The sequence below is a fragment of the Pseudoalteromonas phenolica genome (assembly GCF_001444405.1).
Classification (GTDB): domain Bacteria; phylum Pseudomonadota; class Gammaproteobacteria; order Enterobacterales; family Alteromonadaceae; genus Pseudoalteromonas; species Pseudoalteromonas phenolica.
This window is the reverse complement of the sequence record NZ_CP013187.1, coordinates 338193-352831: the sequence shown is the minus strand read 5'-3', so window position 1 is coordinate 352831 and position 14639 is coordinate 338193. Positions and strand designations below refer to the sequence as shown.

The window sequence follows — 14639 nt, the reverse complement described above, 5'->3', positions numbered from 1 at the left end:
TTATGCAAGAATCAATTAAAACAATTTTCACTGAAAGTATCCAAGCACAGATCGCAGCGGGAGAAGTTCTTCCGGAAGTACTTGAAGCTGCCGCTATGACAATCGTGCAAGGCTTAATCAATGGTAATAAAGTAATCTGCTGCGGTGAATCTAGCTGCAATATACTTGCAGAGCACTTTGCAGGTTTGCTCGTAAACCATTACGAAACAGAGCGCCCTTGTCTACCAGCCATCGCTTTATCACAAAACCATGTTCATTTAGACATGCATAATACTGAACATGATAGCGACAAGTTTTCACGTCAAGTTCGTGCCTTTGCACAGCAGGGCGATTTACTTGTTGTATTTGCCATTGATGGTAATGAAAAGAATATAATCTCAGCCGTCGAAGCAGCTCTAACTAAAGACATGACAGTCATTGCGTTAGTGGGCGATGAAGGCGGAGAGTTAATTGGCCTGCTCGGCCCCAATGATGTTGAAATATTGACGCCAAGTAAGCGCCCTAGCCGTATTATTGAATCACACTTATTCAATGTGCACTGTCTTAGCCAATTAATTGATAACACCTTATTCCCTCAGGATGATCAGTAATGCCATTTAAACACCTAGCAATTATAGCCATTCTTACACTCCTTCAAGGCTGTGCTGCTGCCGTTGTAGCTGGTACAGCGGGTGCGGTGTCTGCAGCCAATGATAGACGTACTATAGGCTCGCAAATAGACGATAACAACATTGAAATTAAAGCGACCTTAGCGCTTAAAAGGGTACCGAACCTAAGTGAACAAGCTAACATCAGTGTAGTCAGTGTGAATGGCACTATTTTACTTGTTGGCCAAGTACCTTCAAATAACTTGATGTCGCAAGCAGCACAAGCTGTCAGAAATGCCGTTACCGTCAAGAATATTCACAACCAATTGCGCATTGGTACACGCATTGGCATCGCCACACAAACCCACGACACCTGGCTGACTTCAAAAGTAAAAACTAAGCTGCTCACTGCAGAGACCATCACAGGTAATAACATCAAAGTGGTCACAGAGAACAGTGAAGTCTTTTTAATGGGCTTAGTGTCAGAGGCTGAAGCTGATATGGCGGTTGAAATCGCTCGTCATGTCAACGGCGTAAAAAGAGTCATCAAAGCATTTGAATATTTATAGTGCAAAGGGTTAATGACAAGTGCGTAGCACTTCATTTCCTTTGCGCAAGGTGAACTGATTTCGTGATGAAGTCACGCTAATCACCTCCGATTGCGAATTTACGTGCAAAGGGTTAATGGCAAGTGCGAAGCACTTCATTTCCTTTGCGCAAGGTGAACTAATTTCGTGATGAAGTCACACTAAACACAAGCAAAACAAAATCAAAAAGCCCTCCACTTCAACACCAGCTAAAACAGCTCATTTCACCTTGCGCAAAAGAACCGTACTCACTTCGTTCGCAGTCGGTAACCTTTTGCACTATGCACTACAATAAAAAAACCCGCTGAAGCGGGTTTTTAAAATACATATAAGCGACTTTAAAGTACTTATTTAACAACGCGAAGATGAGCGCCTTTTTTCTTTTCAGGCTCTTTGGGCTTCTCTTCAGTGGCTTCAACAACCTCTTCAAGTTCACCTTGCGGCTCTTCTTCATACTCAGGAAAAGTTTCTTGAGTAAAAACGGTGCCTTCACCGTTCTCACGCGCATATATTGCCAACACAGCGCCCATAGGCACATACACCTGCATAGGTTGACCAGAAAAGCGTGCATTAAAGCTAAGCTGCTGGTTATCCATATCAAAGTGGGTCACTGCACTTGGACTAATGTTTAAAACGATCTGACCATCTTGTACAAACTGAACAGGTACTTGAACCGCTGGAAACTCAGCGTTCACTACCAAATGTGGTGTGCACTCATTATCGACAATCCAATCATAAAACGCTCTGAGCAAATATGGGCGATTTGGCGTCATTATGCTCTGATCTCACGCTCTGCTTCTGTTAGAGAAGCTTGGAATGAATCACGCTCAAATAAACGTAGCATATATTCTTTAAGCTCTTTTGCACCAGCACCATTAAGGTCGATACCCATTTCAGGCAGACGCCATAATAGGGGCGCTAAGTAGCAATCTACTAGGCTGAACTCTTCACTCATGAAGTAAGGTGCTTCCGTGAAGATTGGCGCAATTGCAAGTAGAGCTTCTGTTAACTCTTTGCGAGCCTGATCTGCATCGCTGCCACCTTGCTTGATTTTAGCTGCTAATGTGTACCAATCAGTTTCAATACGGTGCATCATTAGACGGCTGCGACCACGCATAACTGGATAAACAGGCATTAATGGTGGATGCGGGAAACGCTCATCTAAATATTCCATGATGATGTTCGCTTCATATAAACCCAGCTCACGGTCGATCAATGTCGGTACTGTGCCATATGGATTAATTTCGTGAAGCGCTTCAGGCAGGTTATCTTTTTCTGCTAAGTGAATATCTACACTCACACCTTTTTCAGCTAAAACGATGCGTACTTGATGGCTATACATACAGTTAGCACCTGAGAAAAGCGTCATTACAGGGCGCTTATTGGCAGCTACGGCCATGCCTACCTCCATTAAAATTACAATAAGTAATAAATCATTATAAACAGCAATAGGGGCATTCGCCCCTATTACAAAATTACTTTAAAAATGCGTCACTATATTAGTGAACATCTCTCCAGTACTCTTTCTTCAAGAAGAAGGCCAAGATAAATAAGATTACTAAGAATCCTAACACCTTATAACCTAGCGCTTCTGATTTTAAGCGAGTTGGTTCACCAACATAAGCCATAAAGTTCGTTAAGTCACGTACTGCTTGATCATACTCGTCAGCACTCATCTCACCAGAACCATCTGTTGTGATTTCAACTACTTTTTGAACTTTAACACCGTGCTCTTCAACCTCTTCAAAACGTGCAGTTGGCACACCTTGAAGTTCTTGAAGTACGTGTGGCATACCCACTGATGGGAATACTGAGTTGTTTACACCAAACGGACGGCTTTCATCTACATAGAAAGACTTCAGATAAGTGTAAATCCAATCAGCGCCACGTACACGTGCAACCAGTGTTAAATCTGGCGGTGGAGCACCGAACCAAGTTGCAGCATCTTCGATCTTGATTGCGTTATTGATATGACTACCAACTTTAGAACCATCAAAGATAAGCGTTTCTTGACCAATCTCTACAGGAATACCGATATCACGGAAAGTACGCTCATAACGTTGATACTGCATTTGGTGACAACCAAGACAGTAGTTCATGAACAACTTAGCACCGCGCTGTAAAGACGCATTGTCAGTTAAGTCATGGTTTGACTCAAGTAGTGGTACCGACGGGCCTGCTGCCATTGCAAAAGTAGGCAGCAATGCGAATAAACCAATAATTAGCTTCTTCATCATTTCGTTAACCTCTCAGGCAATGGTTTAGTCTGCTCATTCTTCGAGTATACGAATAGTAATACGAAGAACATGAAGTAAGTTACAGTCGTAATTCTCGAAAGCACTGTAGACAAATCAGTCTGTGGTGTCGCACCAGCCCAACCAAGGATGATGAACGTTACTACGAACTGAGCAATGTTTAGCTTGTGCCACTTACTACGGTAACGAATCGAACGAACCTTACCACGGTCTAACCACGGCAATAATGCCAGTAGTACAATCGATGCACCCATTGCAATTACACCCATTAGCTTATCAGGGATAGCACGTAGAATTGCGTAGAATGGCGTAAAGTACCAAACAGGGAAGATATGCTCTGGTGTCTTCAGCGGGTTAGCAGCTTCAAAGTTTGGCGCTTCTAGGAAGAAACCACCCATTTCAGGAGCAAAGAACACAACCCAACAGAAGAAAATTAAGAAACCAGCAACACCTAATACATCTTTAACTGTGTAGTATGGGTGGAACGGGATTGCATCAACAATGTCTTTTTTGTTTGTGTAATATTCATGGAATTGGAACTTCGGCTTATCTTCTTCTGCCACAGAACCTTTCTTACGCTTAATTTCAACACCGTCAGGGTTGTTTGAACCCACTTCGTGAAGCGCAACAATGTGAAGGAATACTAGAATAACGAGTACAAGTGGTAGTGCAATTACGTGTAGTGCAAAGAAGCGGTTAAGCGTCGCACCTGAAATTACGTAGTCACCACGGATCCACTGAGTTAGGTCATCACCAATTACCGGGATCGCACCGAATAATGAGATGATTACCTGAGCACCCCAGAATGACATCTGACCCCAAGGTAATAGGTAACCCATGAACGCTTCAGCCATTAATGCTAAGAAAATTAGCATACCGAATAGCCATAGAAGTTCACGTGGTTTTTGGTACGAGCCATAGATCATACCGCGGAACATGTGTAAATACACGACCACGAAGAATGCCGAGGCGCCCGTTGAGTGCATGTATCTCAATAACCAACCATATTCAACATCACGCATGATGTATTCGATTGAAGCAAATGCGCCTTCAGCAGAAGGAACATAGCTCATTGTTAGCCAGATACCAGTTAGAATTTGGTTTACTAGTACTAAAATTGCTAAAGAGCCAAATAAGTACCAGAAGTTAAAGTTTTTTGGCGCAGGATATTGCGCGATGTGCATGTTCCAAACACGCGTCATCGGAATACGGTCATCAATCCAGTTGATGACGTTACCAACAACACCTGTTGAAGCGTTATCTTGTTTACCAGCCATTATGCAACCTCTTCTTCACCAACCAAAATGGTTGTATCATCAATAAAGGTGTAAGGTGGGATTTCTAAGTTTAGAGGTGCAGGCACCGCTTGGAATACTCGGCCGGCCATGTCGAACTTAGAACCGTGACAAGGACAGAAGAAACCTGATTCAGTACCTTCAACATATTCACCAAAACCACCATTAAGGAAACTAGGTGAACAGCCTAAGTGAGTACAAATACCAACCGCCACGAAAATTTCAGGGCGCTTAGAACGGTATTCATTCTTAGCTGAATCTAATTGTTGAGGCTCTTCAGATTGCGGATCACGAAGTTGTCCTTCGTGAGCTTTCATCTGCTCAAGCATTTTTGGCGTACGATTGATAACCCATACAGGCTTACCTCGCCACTCAACACGAATTAATTGTCCAGGCTCAAGTTTGCTGATATCTACTTCTACAGGCGCACCCGCAGATTTAGCTCGCTCACTTGGATTCCAAGACGCAATAAAAGGAACAGCAGCTCCAGCCGCACCAACACCACCTACAACAGAGGTAGCTATGGTCAAAAAGCGACGTCGGCTGTTGTCTACAGGCGCATTGCTCATCCACTTATCTCCACTATGATCCTCAACACTTGCTATATTGAGAACATCAGTTACAGCAGGTTAAATTAAGAAACTACAAAATAGACGCGATCATAAATAATTACCTTGATGAAAACAAGGTTATTACCCGTATCAAGACTAATAAAGCATGGATTTTACTACCCATTTTAGTCGTAGCCTCGAAAGCTAGTTAGTTATGATAACGTTTTTATAACCACAATATACTGACCAAGATCAACCCCATCTATGAGGAGACGAGGGTACCCAAAAGGGCATCAAACCTTACTCACTTTACTTGCCCCGCAATTGTAGCAAAAAAAAGCGCTGATTTATCGTCAGATCTTCACTAATTACAATAAATATTGAAAATATTAGGTAAACAATAAGTCGAACACGGGTTGTTTGAGGTGGGTTTGGATCGGAAATGAAAAATGTTTGGACTTTTAAAACAAAAAACCCAGCATAAGCTGGGTTTTTGAATTCTTGTAAACGTAAAAAATTAACGCTTCGAGAATTGAGTGTTCTTACGTGCTTTCTTAAGACCCACTTTCTTACGCTCAACTTTACGAGCGTCGCGAGTAACAAAGCCAGCTTTACGTAGAGTAGGACGTAGTGACTCGTCAAACTCCATAAGCGCACGAGTGATACCGTGACGGATAGCACCAGCTTGACCAGTTGAACCACCACCAGCAACAGTGATGTATAGGTCAAACTTTTCAGTCATTTCAACTAGCTCTAGAGGCTGACGAACAACCATGCGAGAAGTTTCACGACCGAAGTATTCTTCGATAGAACGTTGATTGATTACGATGTTGCCAGTACCTGGGCGTAAGAATACGCGAGCACTTGAACTTTTACGACGACCTGTACCGTAGTATTGATTTGCCATGAGTTAGCTCCTTAAATGTCCAGTACTTGAGGCTGTTGAGCTGCATGAGCGTGCTCAGAACCTGCGTATACTTTTAGTTTGCGGTACATTTCACGACCTAGAGGGCCTTTTGGTAACATACCTTTAACTGCTTTTTCGATAATCATTTCAGGCTTTTTAGCTTGAAGCTTATCGAAAGTGATAGACTTAAGGCCACCTGGGAAACCAGAGTGAGCATAGTACACTTTATCAGTTGTTTTGTTACCAGTTACAGTAACTTTCTCAGCATTGATTACGATGATGTAATCACCAGTGTCAACATGAGGTGTGTACTCAGCTTTATGCTTACCGCGTAGGCGACGAGCGATTTCAGTAGCGATACGACCTAAAGTTTTACCTTCAGCATCAACTACGTACCAGTCACGTTTTACAGATTCTGGCTTAGCAACAAACGTTTTCATTAAATAAAATCCAATGTTTCAAATTAAAACCACAGGTAACAAAAAGTTACCGCTTTACTATGAGTGCTTGAACCCCTTCGAGTTTAAGACTTTTATGCCGCTCAAATCGGTGGCTAAGCCGACGAGGGCTATAGAACGCAACGTGGCAGGCCGCGGATTATAGCAACACAGAAGAGGCTTTTCCAGTGTGCGACTGTTTTTTCTACAAAAAAAATAATCGCGTTGATTTGAGCGAGAAATTTACCTTAGGCGAGATGTTCTCTTGCGAGGTATTCGTGCGACTGCATCTCTTGTAAACGACTGATACAGCGTCTAAATTCAAAATTAAGCGTGCCGTCTGTATATAACTCTGTGATCGGTGCGGCGGCTGAGATAATTAGCGTTACATTACGCTCATAGAACTCATCCACTAAAGCAATAAAACGTCTAGCGGCATCATCATTTTGTTGCCCCATCTGTTTTACATTAGAAAGGATCACAGTGTTGTATATGCGACTAATCTCCATATAGTCTACTTGCGAACGCGCTGTTTCACAAATTTGTGCGAAGTCGAACATCACAATGCTATCGGCAACTTTTCGGGTTTTGATCAAGCGCCCTTCGATTTCGATGGCTTCATCAAGTTTGCCCGGTTCAGGTGACAGTTTATCGAAATACTCAAACAAGTTTTTATCTGCTTGTGCGTCAAGCGGGCTATGGAAAATTTCTGCTTGCTCTAACGTTCTCAAGCGATAATCAATGCCAGAATCGACGTTGACTACTTCAGTATTTTCTTTCACTAAAGCGATAGCTGGTAAGAAACGAGCACGCTGTAAGCCATTTCGATATAACTCATCAGGGACGATATTTGACGTTGCAACTAAGATTATGTCTCGAGCAAACAACGCTTGCATCAGACCTCCGAGTAACATGGCATCCGTGATGTCTTGTACAAAAAACTCATCAAAACAAATGATATCAGTTTCTTTTTTGAAAATATCGGCCACAGTTTCGAGTGGATCTTTGACTTCTTTTAGCTTTTTAAGCTCATCGTGAACACGGTGCATGAAACGGTGGAAGTGCACACGCATTTTTCTGTCTGTTGGTAAGGCCTCATAAAAGGTATCAACCAAATAGGTTTTACCTCGCCCTACCCCTCCCCAAAAATAGAGGCCTGTAATTTTTTGTTTAGGCTGTCTATTGAATAAGCGCGAAAAGAAACCTTGGGGCTGCTCAGGTTGATTTACGATATCATCATACAAACGCTGCAAGTGCTTCACTGCATTTTCTTGTGCTGCGTCATATTGAAAGTCATCTCTTTGTAGATCTTGTTGATATTTTTCCCAAGGTGTCATCATTTTTCACAAACTAAGCGTTTTTATTTGAGACATATATTAACACGCATCAAAACTCCGCGTATATTTAGCTGATAGTTTGAATTACATTTTTTTATTACGCAGCTGAATATTTGCCTACACTTATAGAGCGCGTATTTTTAAGGAGACTCTCTATGACAACATTTGCTTGGTTAGGATTAATTGTAGTGGTTGCAATTGCTGCATTTTTCTTGGGTTCTATGTTTACCAAGAAGCAACTTAAGCATGACGATTTGGAGCAACAAGTACAATCAGCGAAGCATGAACTAGAACAATATCGCCAAGAGGTGGCAGATCACCTTGCAAGTACGAAGAAGTTGATGACAAAAATGCAAGACAGTTATTCTCAGCTTCTTACCCATGTAGAAGAAACAGATAAAGCACTGCTGACTGTCAAACCATCTGTGCCTGAAGATCCTTTCTTCTCAAAAGAAACCACTGAACAGCTACAAGCCTCGCTTCAAAGTCGCCCTGAGCGCCGCCGTGAAGCTAAAAATGATTCACTGTCAGCTCAACCTAGTGATTATGCCGAAGGTGAAACAGGTATCTTTTCAGGTGACAGTTCAGAAATTGAGCAACCAAAAGCCTCTTGATGAACTTTTTTTAGCCCCCATAGTCAGTAAGTACAGTTACCAAAAATGACGAACTGGTAAGTAAGCCGAAAATTTACTTACCTATCATCAATGATATATGCCTGCTTTTAAATGATTTATAGAAAGTCGGCATTATTACTTTTCGGAGTACTTATTGACTATGAAACTAAAATTATCGTTATTATCTGCTGCTATTTTTTCAACTGCACTCTTCCTGTCTCCTACAGCCGTTGAAGCCAAACTCCCTATCGCGGTCGACGGACAGTCTTTACCCACCCTTGCGCCAATGCTAGAACGCGTTACGCCCGGAGTTGTAAGCATTCGAGTATCGGGCGCAAAAGAGGTTCGCCGTCGTGTAGACCCATTCGATTACTTTTTTGGTAACCCACAACCTCGTAATCAAAAGCGTCCATTCAGTGGCTTGGGATCAGGTGTTATTATTGATGCTAATGAGGGCTATGTCGTAACCAATAGCCATGTTATCGATGAAGCCGATAAAATTATTGTTACTTTAAAAGACGGGCGCGAATTTGACGCCAAGCTGGTTGGCCGCGATAAAGAGTCAGACATCGCGTTACTGGAAATCGACGCTGATAATTTAACCGAAGTAAAACTTGCTAACTCAGACAAGTTACGAGTGGGTGATTTTTCTGTCGCAATCGGTAACCCATTTGGATTAAGCCATACCGTAACTTCAGGTATCGTCAGTGCGTTGGGTCGTAGTGGTTTAAATATTGAAGGCTATGAAGACTTCATTCAAACCGACGCTGCTATTAACCAAGGTAACTCTGGTGGCGCTTTGGTAAATTTAAACGGTGAGCTAATCGGCATTAACACTGCCATTCTTGGCGCTTCAGGCGGTAATGTCGGTATTGGTTTTGCAATCCCTTCAAATATGATGAAAAACCTTGTAGACCAAATTATTGAGTTTGGACAAGTACGCCGAGGGTCATTGGGTATTATTGGTCGTACATTGGACGCAGGCCTTGCCAAAGCTCAAGATTTAGAAGTTCAGCAAGGTGCCTTTGTTATGCAGGTTGTCAAAGACTCTGCAGCAAGCGAAGCGGGTATTAAAGCCAATGATGTGATTGTTAGCCTCAATGGTGATGACATCCAAAGCTTCGAAGAACTTCGAGGTAAAATCGCTACCATCGGTGAGGGTCGAACCATTGAGCTAGGTGTCTTCCGTGATGGTAGAAAACGCACCATAGAAGTGACGCTAAAAGGTCAAGGGGAACTCCAAGCCCAAGCTGATAAAGTTCATCCAATGCTACGTGGTGCCGTACTTGAAAGTGGCGAACGAAACGGTAACCAAGGTGTGATTGTATCTAGTATCGAAGAGCGTTCACCCGCAGCGCGAGTTGGCCTTGAAGAAGGAGATGTAATAATGCAAGTTAATCGCCAACGCGTTAAAAACATTCGCGATATGAGCAATTTAATCGAAGATATTCAAGGTAATATTGTATTAGGTATTAAGCGTGGGCGAGACTCAGTGTTTATTCTGATCCAATAACCATTATTCAAATAAACTAATAAAAATGCAGCGTCTTATTGTCGCTGCATTTTAATTTGTGCCATCATTACTATTCTGCTTTCAGTAAGATAAAATAATAGATCGTTGTGTAATGAATAAAAATGAGCGATGGCGTGCTAAAACTTTTTAAATTTATTCTTCCCCCTCTTTTTGTTGGTCTCGGGATTGCATTTTTAGTAATTTGGTTTTCACCCAATCTAAAAAGTGCCGTTTTACCGAAACTGGCCATGCCCAGCCATTACACTAGTAGCCATATGAGCTTCGCTGATTCAGTCTCTAAAGCCTCACCAGCCGTAGTGACCATTTTCTCTGAGAGCATTTCATCTATGCCACGCTACCAAAGACGCAACACCACTCAAGAGCTTGGCTCTGGTGTGATTATGTCAAGCGATGGGTACATTCTAACGAACTACCATGTTGTAAATGACGCAGACCAAATCATGGTTATCCTTACCGATGGTCGTCGCTTTTATGATGTTCAAGTTATCGGCTTTGATACCATTACAGACTTGGCATTATTAAAAATTCCCGGGCAACACTTGCCCGTAATACCAACCGACGATGAGTTTATTCCCCGAGTTGGCGATGTGGTTTTGGCCATAGGTAATCCGCTTAATTTAGGTCAAACCATCACACAAGGTGTGATCAGTGCCACAGGAAAACAAACATTAACAGAAAGCCAATATAACAATTTGCTACAGATGGATGCTGCAGTGAATGTCGGTAACTCTGGCGGGGCCTTAATTAACTCAAATGGTACTCTCGTTGGTATTACTTCTGCACAATTTAGAACTCGTCTAAACATAGATATACAAGGGATCTCTTTCGCTGTGCCTTATCAATTAGCTAAGCAGGTCATGCAAAGGCTGATTGTGGATGGCCGAGTTGTGCGTGGTTATTTGGGTTTTAAAGGCACAGCTGTTGATAGTTCAGGCAATGAAGTAACTGATTTATATACTCCTATAGTAGGCTTACTGATAAGCGAACTAGACCCACTGGGCCCAGCTTGGCAAGCAGGTATGCAAGATAGAGACATCATAGTGAAAGTTGCAGGCCAGTCGATTTCTAATCCACAAAAAACTCTGCAATTTATTGGCAATACTAAACCCGGGACAGCTCTTGAGTTTGAGGTGCTGAGAAATGGTGAGCATCGCACTATTACTCTGACTGTCGCTGAGCTGGAAATTAACACGAACTAATCTAAATTCAGAGTACCTTGGCTATTATCAAGTTGGATAATAATACCAATCCAAAAAAAACTATTATTTTGAGGGACTATTACGGGCGCTAACTTCTTTGAAAACTGCTTATTTAGAACAACTAAATAGCAAACTTCCGCCTCGTTATCGACTAGTTTTCCTTGCCACAAAATAGAACGCTTAATGAATGGGATAGGTATAAAACAAACGGTCTAAGCGCGCACAAAAAAGCGACCTGTTAAAAAGTCGCTTTCTAAGTTCAGAACAAATAAGCAGTAATTAGTTGTGACGACGTTTAATATTCGCACCTAATTTGCTGAGCTTATCTTCGATACGCTGATACCCTCTATCTACATGATAGATACGATCAACTACCGTCTCACCTTGCGCTACAATCCCTGTCAAAATTAAGCTGGCAGAGGCGCGTAAATCAGTTGCCATCACCTGTGCTCCTGATAACTTTTCAGTATCACCACAAATGGCCGTATTACCTTCTAGACGAATATTTGCACCCATACGCTGTAGTTCTGGCACATGCATAAAGCGATTTTCAAAGATCGTTTCTGTGATTGTTGCACTGCCATTTGCCACCACATTCATCGCGGTAAACTGCGCCTGCATATCTGTAGGAAAGCCAGGGTGAGGCATGGTTTTAATGTTGACTGCTTTTAATTCACGCTGACGCATATCGATGTAGATACTGTCTTGTTGAACCTCAACTAGCGCATTGGCATCTCTCAACTTTTCAAGCACAGGCTCTAAGCTTTGGTGGTCAGTGTTATGACATAACACCTCACCTTTTGCCATCGCCGCTGCTACCAAAAAAGTACCCGTTTCAATTCGGTCAGGTAAGATTTTATGTTCACACCCAGATAGTTGCTCAACACCTTCAACTTCGATGCGGTGTGTACCCGCACCTGAAATTTTTGCCCCCATAGCGACTAGGCACTCTGCAAGATTAACAATTTCTGGTTCACGTGCAGCATTTTCTAAAACGGTTTTACCATCAGCAAGCGTTGCTGCCATCAGTAAGTTTTCAGTCGCGCCCACACTCACGGTTTCCATATAGATGTCAGCGCCCTGCAACCGACCCGAAGACGTCGCATTGATATAGCCATTTTCAACTACGATGGTTGCACCCATTTTTTCGAGGCCGCGAATGTGTAAATCAACCGGGCGGGCACCAATGGCGCAACCACCTGGTAATGAAACCTGAGCTTGGCCAAAGCGGGCTAATAAAGGTCCCAAAGCTAACACCGATGCACGCATTTGCTTTACAAGCTCGTAAGGTGCTAGCACCTTATCAACCGTGCTACCGTCTACTTCAAGCTTATCTCCGTGCCATTTTACCTCTGCACCAAGTGTCTTTAGTAACGCTTCAGTTGTGCCTATATCACGCAACTGAGGGACATTTGAAAATATGCTCTTGCCATTACCTAGTAACGCAGCAAAAAGGATAGGAAGGGCGGCATTTTTTGCGCCCGAAATTGTGACTTCACCAGCTAGGGTGGTGCCACCTTGGATTACAAATTGATCCATTGTGGCTCCGTTATTGAGGAAGGATAAATTTACGTTCTCTTTGCCACTCTGTAGGCGTGAAGGCTTTAATACTTAAAGCGTGAATGGTGCCATCTTTGATCACATCCATCAAAGGACCGTATACTAGCTGCTGCTTCTTAACTCGACTCGCCCCGTCAAAACATTCACCAACTGCAATCACCTCATAGTGACTACCATTGGCTTTAACTATGACTTCTTCTAGTGACAATGCTTCTTGTAATACCGCTTCGACTTGGTTTGTTTCCATTAGATTCACTCAAATAAGTTAGATACCTGACCCAACTCCATTAGCTTATGCAGTTGTTCAGGTATATTTTTCAGCTCAAGGCGCTTACCTTGGCGTTGCAAAAGACCTAAAGAGTGAATTAACCAAGCTAAGCCCGCCGTGTCAACCCTAGACACCTCAGAAAGGTCAAAATATAGGACTGACTGCGTACTTTGTAGCTGTTGGTTAAGAAGGCGTTCATCAATTAAGCTATTTCGGGTTAATTCTCCCTTAATGGCAACCACACCTTCTTGTTGTGGTGAAAACTGCAGATTAGTTGCCATCGTCACCTCTAAATTGAACTGGTAAGCGGCTCTTCTTATCCAAAAGTTCGATGACATGTTCAATGCCTTGCTGACGAAGAACACCGTGCAGTTCAGTTTGTTTTGCATCAAGTAATGAAATACCCTCAGCCATCATGTCATATGCACGCCATTCATTGTCTTTGCCTTTGCGCACTTTAAAGTCAATTTTAATATCTGGCTTACCCGATTCAACAATGCGAGTTTTTACCACCGCAACATCATCACCTTCAAAACTACGAGCTTCGCCAAACTCCACCTTTTGATTTTTATACTGTGTAAAAACGCCTGCATAGGTCGCAACTAAGTAGCGCTGAAACACATCAATGAAAGTTTTAATGTTCTCAACAGCCTGCTTTTTCTCTGCGGGATCGGTCATAGTACGTACTTTTTGAATGTAACTACCAAGCACGCGATAAGCAGCATATTTATAATCAACATATGGCATCAATTCTTGTTCGACGATGACACGTAAATGCTCTTTATCAGTGGCAATAATCTGCTGATCATTCGCCACACGTTTAAAGGTATTATCGGCAACCTGCTCAACCATTTTGTACGGGTCGCTCAAATCTACTGGTGATGAAGCAAGCGCCTGTGCAGACATGACTACACCAGCTACGACCATAAGAAACTTTTTAAACATGATTATTCCCCACCTTGGTTAAACAGAAATTGACCAATCAATTCTTCAAGTACTAATGCTGATTTTGTGTCTGTCAGCATGTCGCCATTTTTAAGCGCAACACTCTCGACACCAAAAAGGTCATCTAGCTCAGAACCTGCATTACTAGTCACTTCATTCCCCATACAGCTTTGCTTTGCTGACTCTGCTGCAATAACAGGTGAAATGCCAAGATACTGCTCACCTAAAATACCTGATGTTAAAATAGAGACCGAAGTCGTATCAGAAAACTGACACTCGTAGCTCGCATCGATGCTCATATTCACAACTGGTAAGAATTCTTGCGGATGAATGTAGATACTCTCAACGCGACCAATCACAACACCACCCACTTTAATTGGCGCACGTGTTTTTAAAGAGCCAATATTTTCAAATTTAGCGCTCAGTGTATAAGTATCTCCACTACCACTGATCCCTGAGTTGGCGACTTTAAGCGCTAAAATAGCAAACGCTGCAACGCCAAGTGCGACAAATAAGCCAACTAAAATTTCTATTTTCCGTGTATTCATAATTTCTCAAAACCC

At 42.5% G+C, this 14639-nt stretch carries 18 protein-coding genes; 5 read left to right on the top strand and 13 right to left on the bottom strand.

Annotation, left to right across the window (positions count from 1 at the left end; translation table 11 throughout):
- Window positions 1–2 precede the first annotated feature (2 nt).
- Window positions 3–590, top strand: a complete 588-nt coding sequence (locus tag PP2015_RS01675; RefSeq protein WP_058028622.1) for an SIS domain-containing protein — start codon at window positions 3–5, stop codon at window positions 588–590.
- Window positions 590–1156 (top strand): division/outer membrane stress-associated lipid-binding lipoprotein, encoded by a 567-nt coding sequence (gene dolP, locus PP2015_RS01670; RefSeq protein WP_058028621.1) that lies wholly within the window; start codon window positions 590–592, stop codon window positions 1154–1156. The genes PP2015_RS01675 and dolP overlap by 1 nt, the downstream gene beginning before the upstream one ends.
- Window positions 1157–1521: 365 nt before the next feature.
- On the opposite strand, the gene PP2015_RS01665 is transcribed toward dolP, so the two are convergent.
- The 8 genes from PP2015_RS01665 to zapE form a co-directional block, all read right to left on the bottom strand.
- Entirely contained in the window at window positions 1522–1947 is a 426-nt protein-coding gene (locus tag PP2015_RS01665) for a ClpXP protease specificity-enhancing factor (RefSeq protein WP_058028620.1), read from the bottom strand.
- Entirely contained in the window at window positions 1947–2573 is a 627-nt protein-coding gene (gene sspA / locus PP2015_RS01660; protein ID WP_058028619.1) for a stringent starvation protein SspA, read from the bottom strand. The genes PP2015_RS01665 and sspA overlap by 1 nt, the downstream gene beginning before the upstream one ends.
- Before the next feature lie 100 nt (window positions 2574–2673).
- Window positions 2674–3411, bottom strand: coding sequence for a cytochrome c1 (locus PP2015_RS01655; protein WP_058028618.1), 738 nt, complete (start codon window positions 3409–3411; stop codon window positions 2674–2676).
- Window positions 3408–4706, bottom strand: coding sequence for a cytochrome b (locus tag PP2015_RS01650; protein WP_058028617.1), 1299 nt, complete (start codon window positions 4704–4706; stop codon window positions 3408–3410). Before PP2015_RS01650 ends, PP2015_RS01655 begins: the two co-directional genes overlap by 4 nt.
- Window positions 4706–5293 carry a ubiquinol-cytochrome c reductase iron-sulfur subunit gene (petA, locus tag PP2015_RS01645; protein ID WP_058028616.1) on the bottom strand — a complete coding sequence of 196 codons (588 nt, stop codon included), beginning with the start codon at window positions 5291–5293 and terminating at the stop codon, window positions 4706–4708. Before petA ends, PP2015_RS01650 begins: the two co-directional genes overlap by 1 nt.
- A gap of 499 nt (window positions 5294–5792) precedes the next feature.
- Window positions 5793–6182 carry a 30S ribosomal protein S9 gene (gene rpsI, locus PP2015_RS01640; RefSeq protein ID WP_058028615.1) on the bottom strand — a complete coding sequence of 130 codons (390 nt, stop codon included), beginning with the start codon at window positions 6180–6182 and terminating at the stop codon, window positions 5793–5795.
- Window positions 6183–6193: 11 nt separating this feature from the next.
- Window positions 6194–6622: a 50S ribosomal protein L13 gene (gene rplM, locus PP2015_RS01635; protein WP_058028614.1), complete on the bottom strand. Its 429-nt coding sequence runs from the start codon at window positions 6620–6622 to the stop codon at window positions 6194–6196.
- Between the two features lie 245 nt (window positions 6623–6867).
- The gene (zapE, locus tag PP2015_RS01630) at window positions 6868–7956 is read right to left on the bottom strand and encodes a cell division protein ZapE (RefSeq protein WP_058028613.1); all 1089 of its coding nucleotides are present in this window, start codon (window positions 7954–7956) and stop codon (window positions 6868–6870) included.
- Window positions 7957–8111: 155 nt separating this feature from the next.
- Between zapE and PP2015_RS01625 the strand changes: the two genes are divergently transcribed.
- From PP2015_RS01625 to PP2015_RS01615, 3 genes are all read left to right on the top strand, one after another.
- Window positions 8112–8570, top strand: coding sequence for a Z-ring associated ZapG family protein (locus tag PP2015_RS01625; protein WP_058028612.1), 459 nt, complete (start codon window positions 8112–8114; stop codon window positions 8568–8570).
- Between the two features lie 160 nt (window positions 8571–8730).
- Window positions 8731–10083, top strand: a complete 1353-nt coding sequence (locus tag PP2015_RS01620; protein WP_058028611.1) for a Do family serine endopeptidase — start codon at window positions 8731–8733, stop codon at window positions 10081–10083.
- A 134-nt stretch (window positions 10084–10217) separates the two neighbouring features.
- Window positions 10218–11303, top strand: coding sequence for a trypsin-like peptidase domain-containing protein (locus PP2015_RS01615; RefSeq protein WP_058031512.1), 1086 nt, complete (start codon window positions 10218–10220; stop codon window positions 11301–11303).
- Between the two features lie 279 nt (window positions 11304–11582).
- On the opposite strand, the gene murA is transcribed toward PP2015_RS01615, so the two are convergent.
- The 5 genes from murA to mlaD are packed head-to-tail and all read right to left on the bottom strand — an operon-like array spanning window position 11583 to window position 14624.
- Window positions 11583–12842, bottom strand: coding sequence for a UDP-N-acetylglucosamine 1-carboxyvinyltransferase (gene murA / locus PP2015_RS01610; protein ID WP_058028610.1), 1260 nt, complete (start codon window positions 12840–12842; stop codon window positions 11583–11585).
- 10 nt (window positions 12843–12852) lie between these two features.
- Window positions 12853–13110 (bottom strand): BolA family iron metabolism protein IbaG, encoded by a 258-nt coding sequence (gene ibaG, locus PP2015_RS01605; protein ID WP_058028609.1) that lies wholly within the window; start codon window positions 13108–13110, stop codon window positions 12853–12855.
- A gap of 5 nt (window positions 13111–13115) precedes the next feature.
- Window positions 13116–13412 carry an STAS domain-containing protein gene (locus PP2015_RS01600; RefSeq protein ID WP_058028608.1) on the bottom strand — a complete coding sequence of 99 codons (297 nt, stop codon included), beginning with the start codon at window positions 13410–13412 and terminating at the stop codon, window positions 13116–13118.
- Window positions 13402–14076, bottom strand: a complete 675-nt coding sequence (locus PP2015_RS01595; protein WP_058028607.1) for an MlaC/ttg2D family ABC transporter substrate-binding protein — start codon at window positions 14074–14076, stop codon at window positions 13402–13404. Before PP2015_RS01595 ends, PP2015_RS01600 begins: the two co-directional genes overlap by 11 nt.
- A gap of 2 nt (window positions 14077–14078) precedes the next feature.
- The gene (mlaD, locus tag PP2015_RS01590) at window positions 14079–14624 is read right to left on the bottom strand and encodes an outer membrane lipid asymmetry maintenance protein MlaD (RefSeq protein WP_058028606.1); all 546 of its coding nucleotides are present in this window, start codon (window positions 14622–14624) and stop codon (window positions 14079–14081) included.
- Window positions 14625–14639 lie beyond the last annotated feature (15 nt).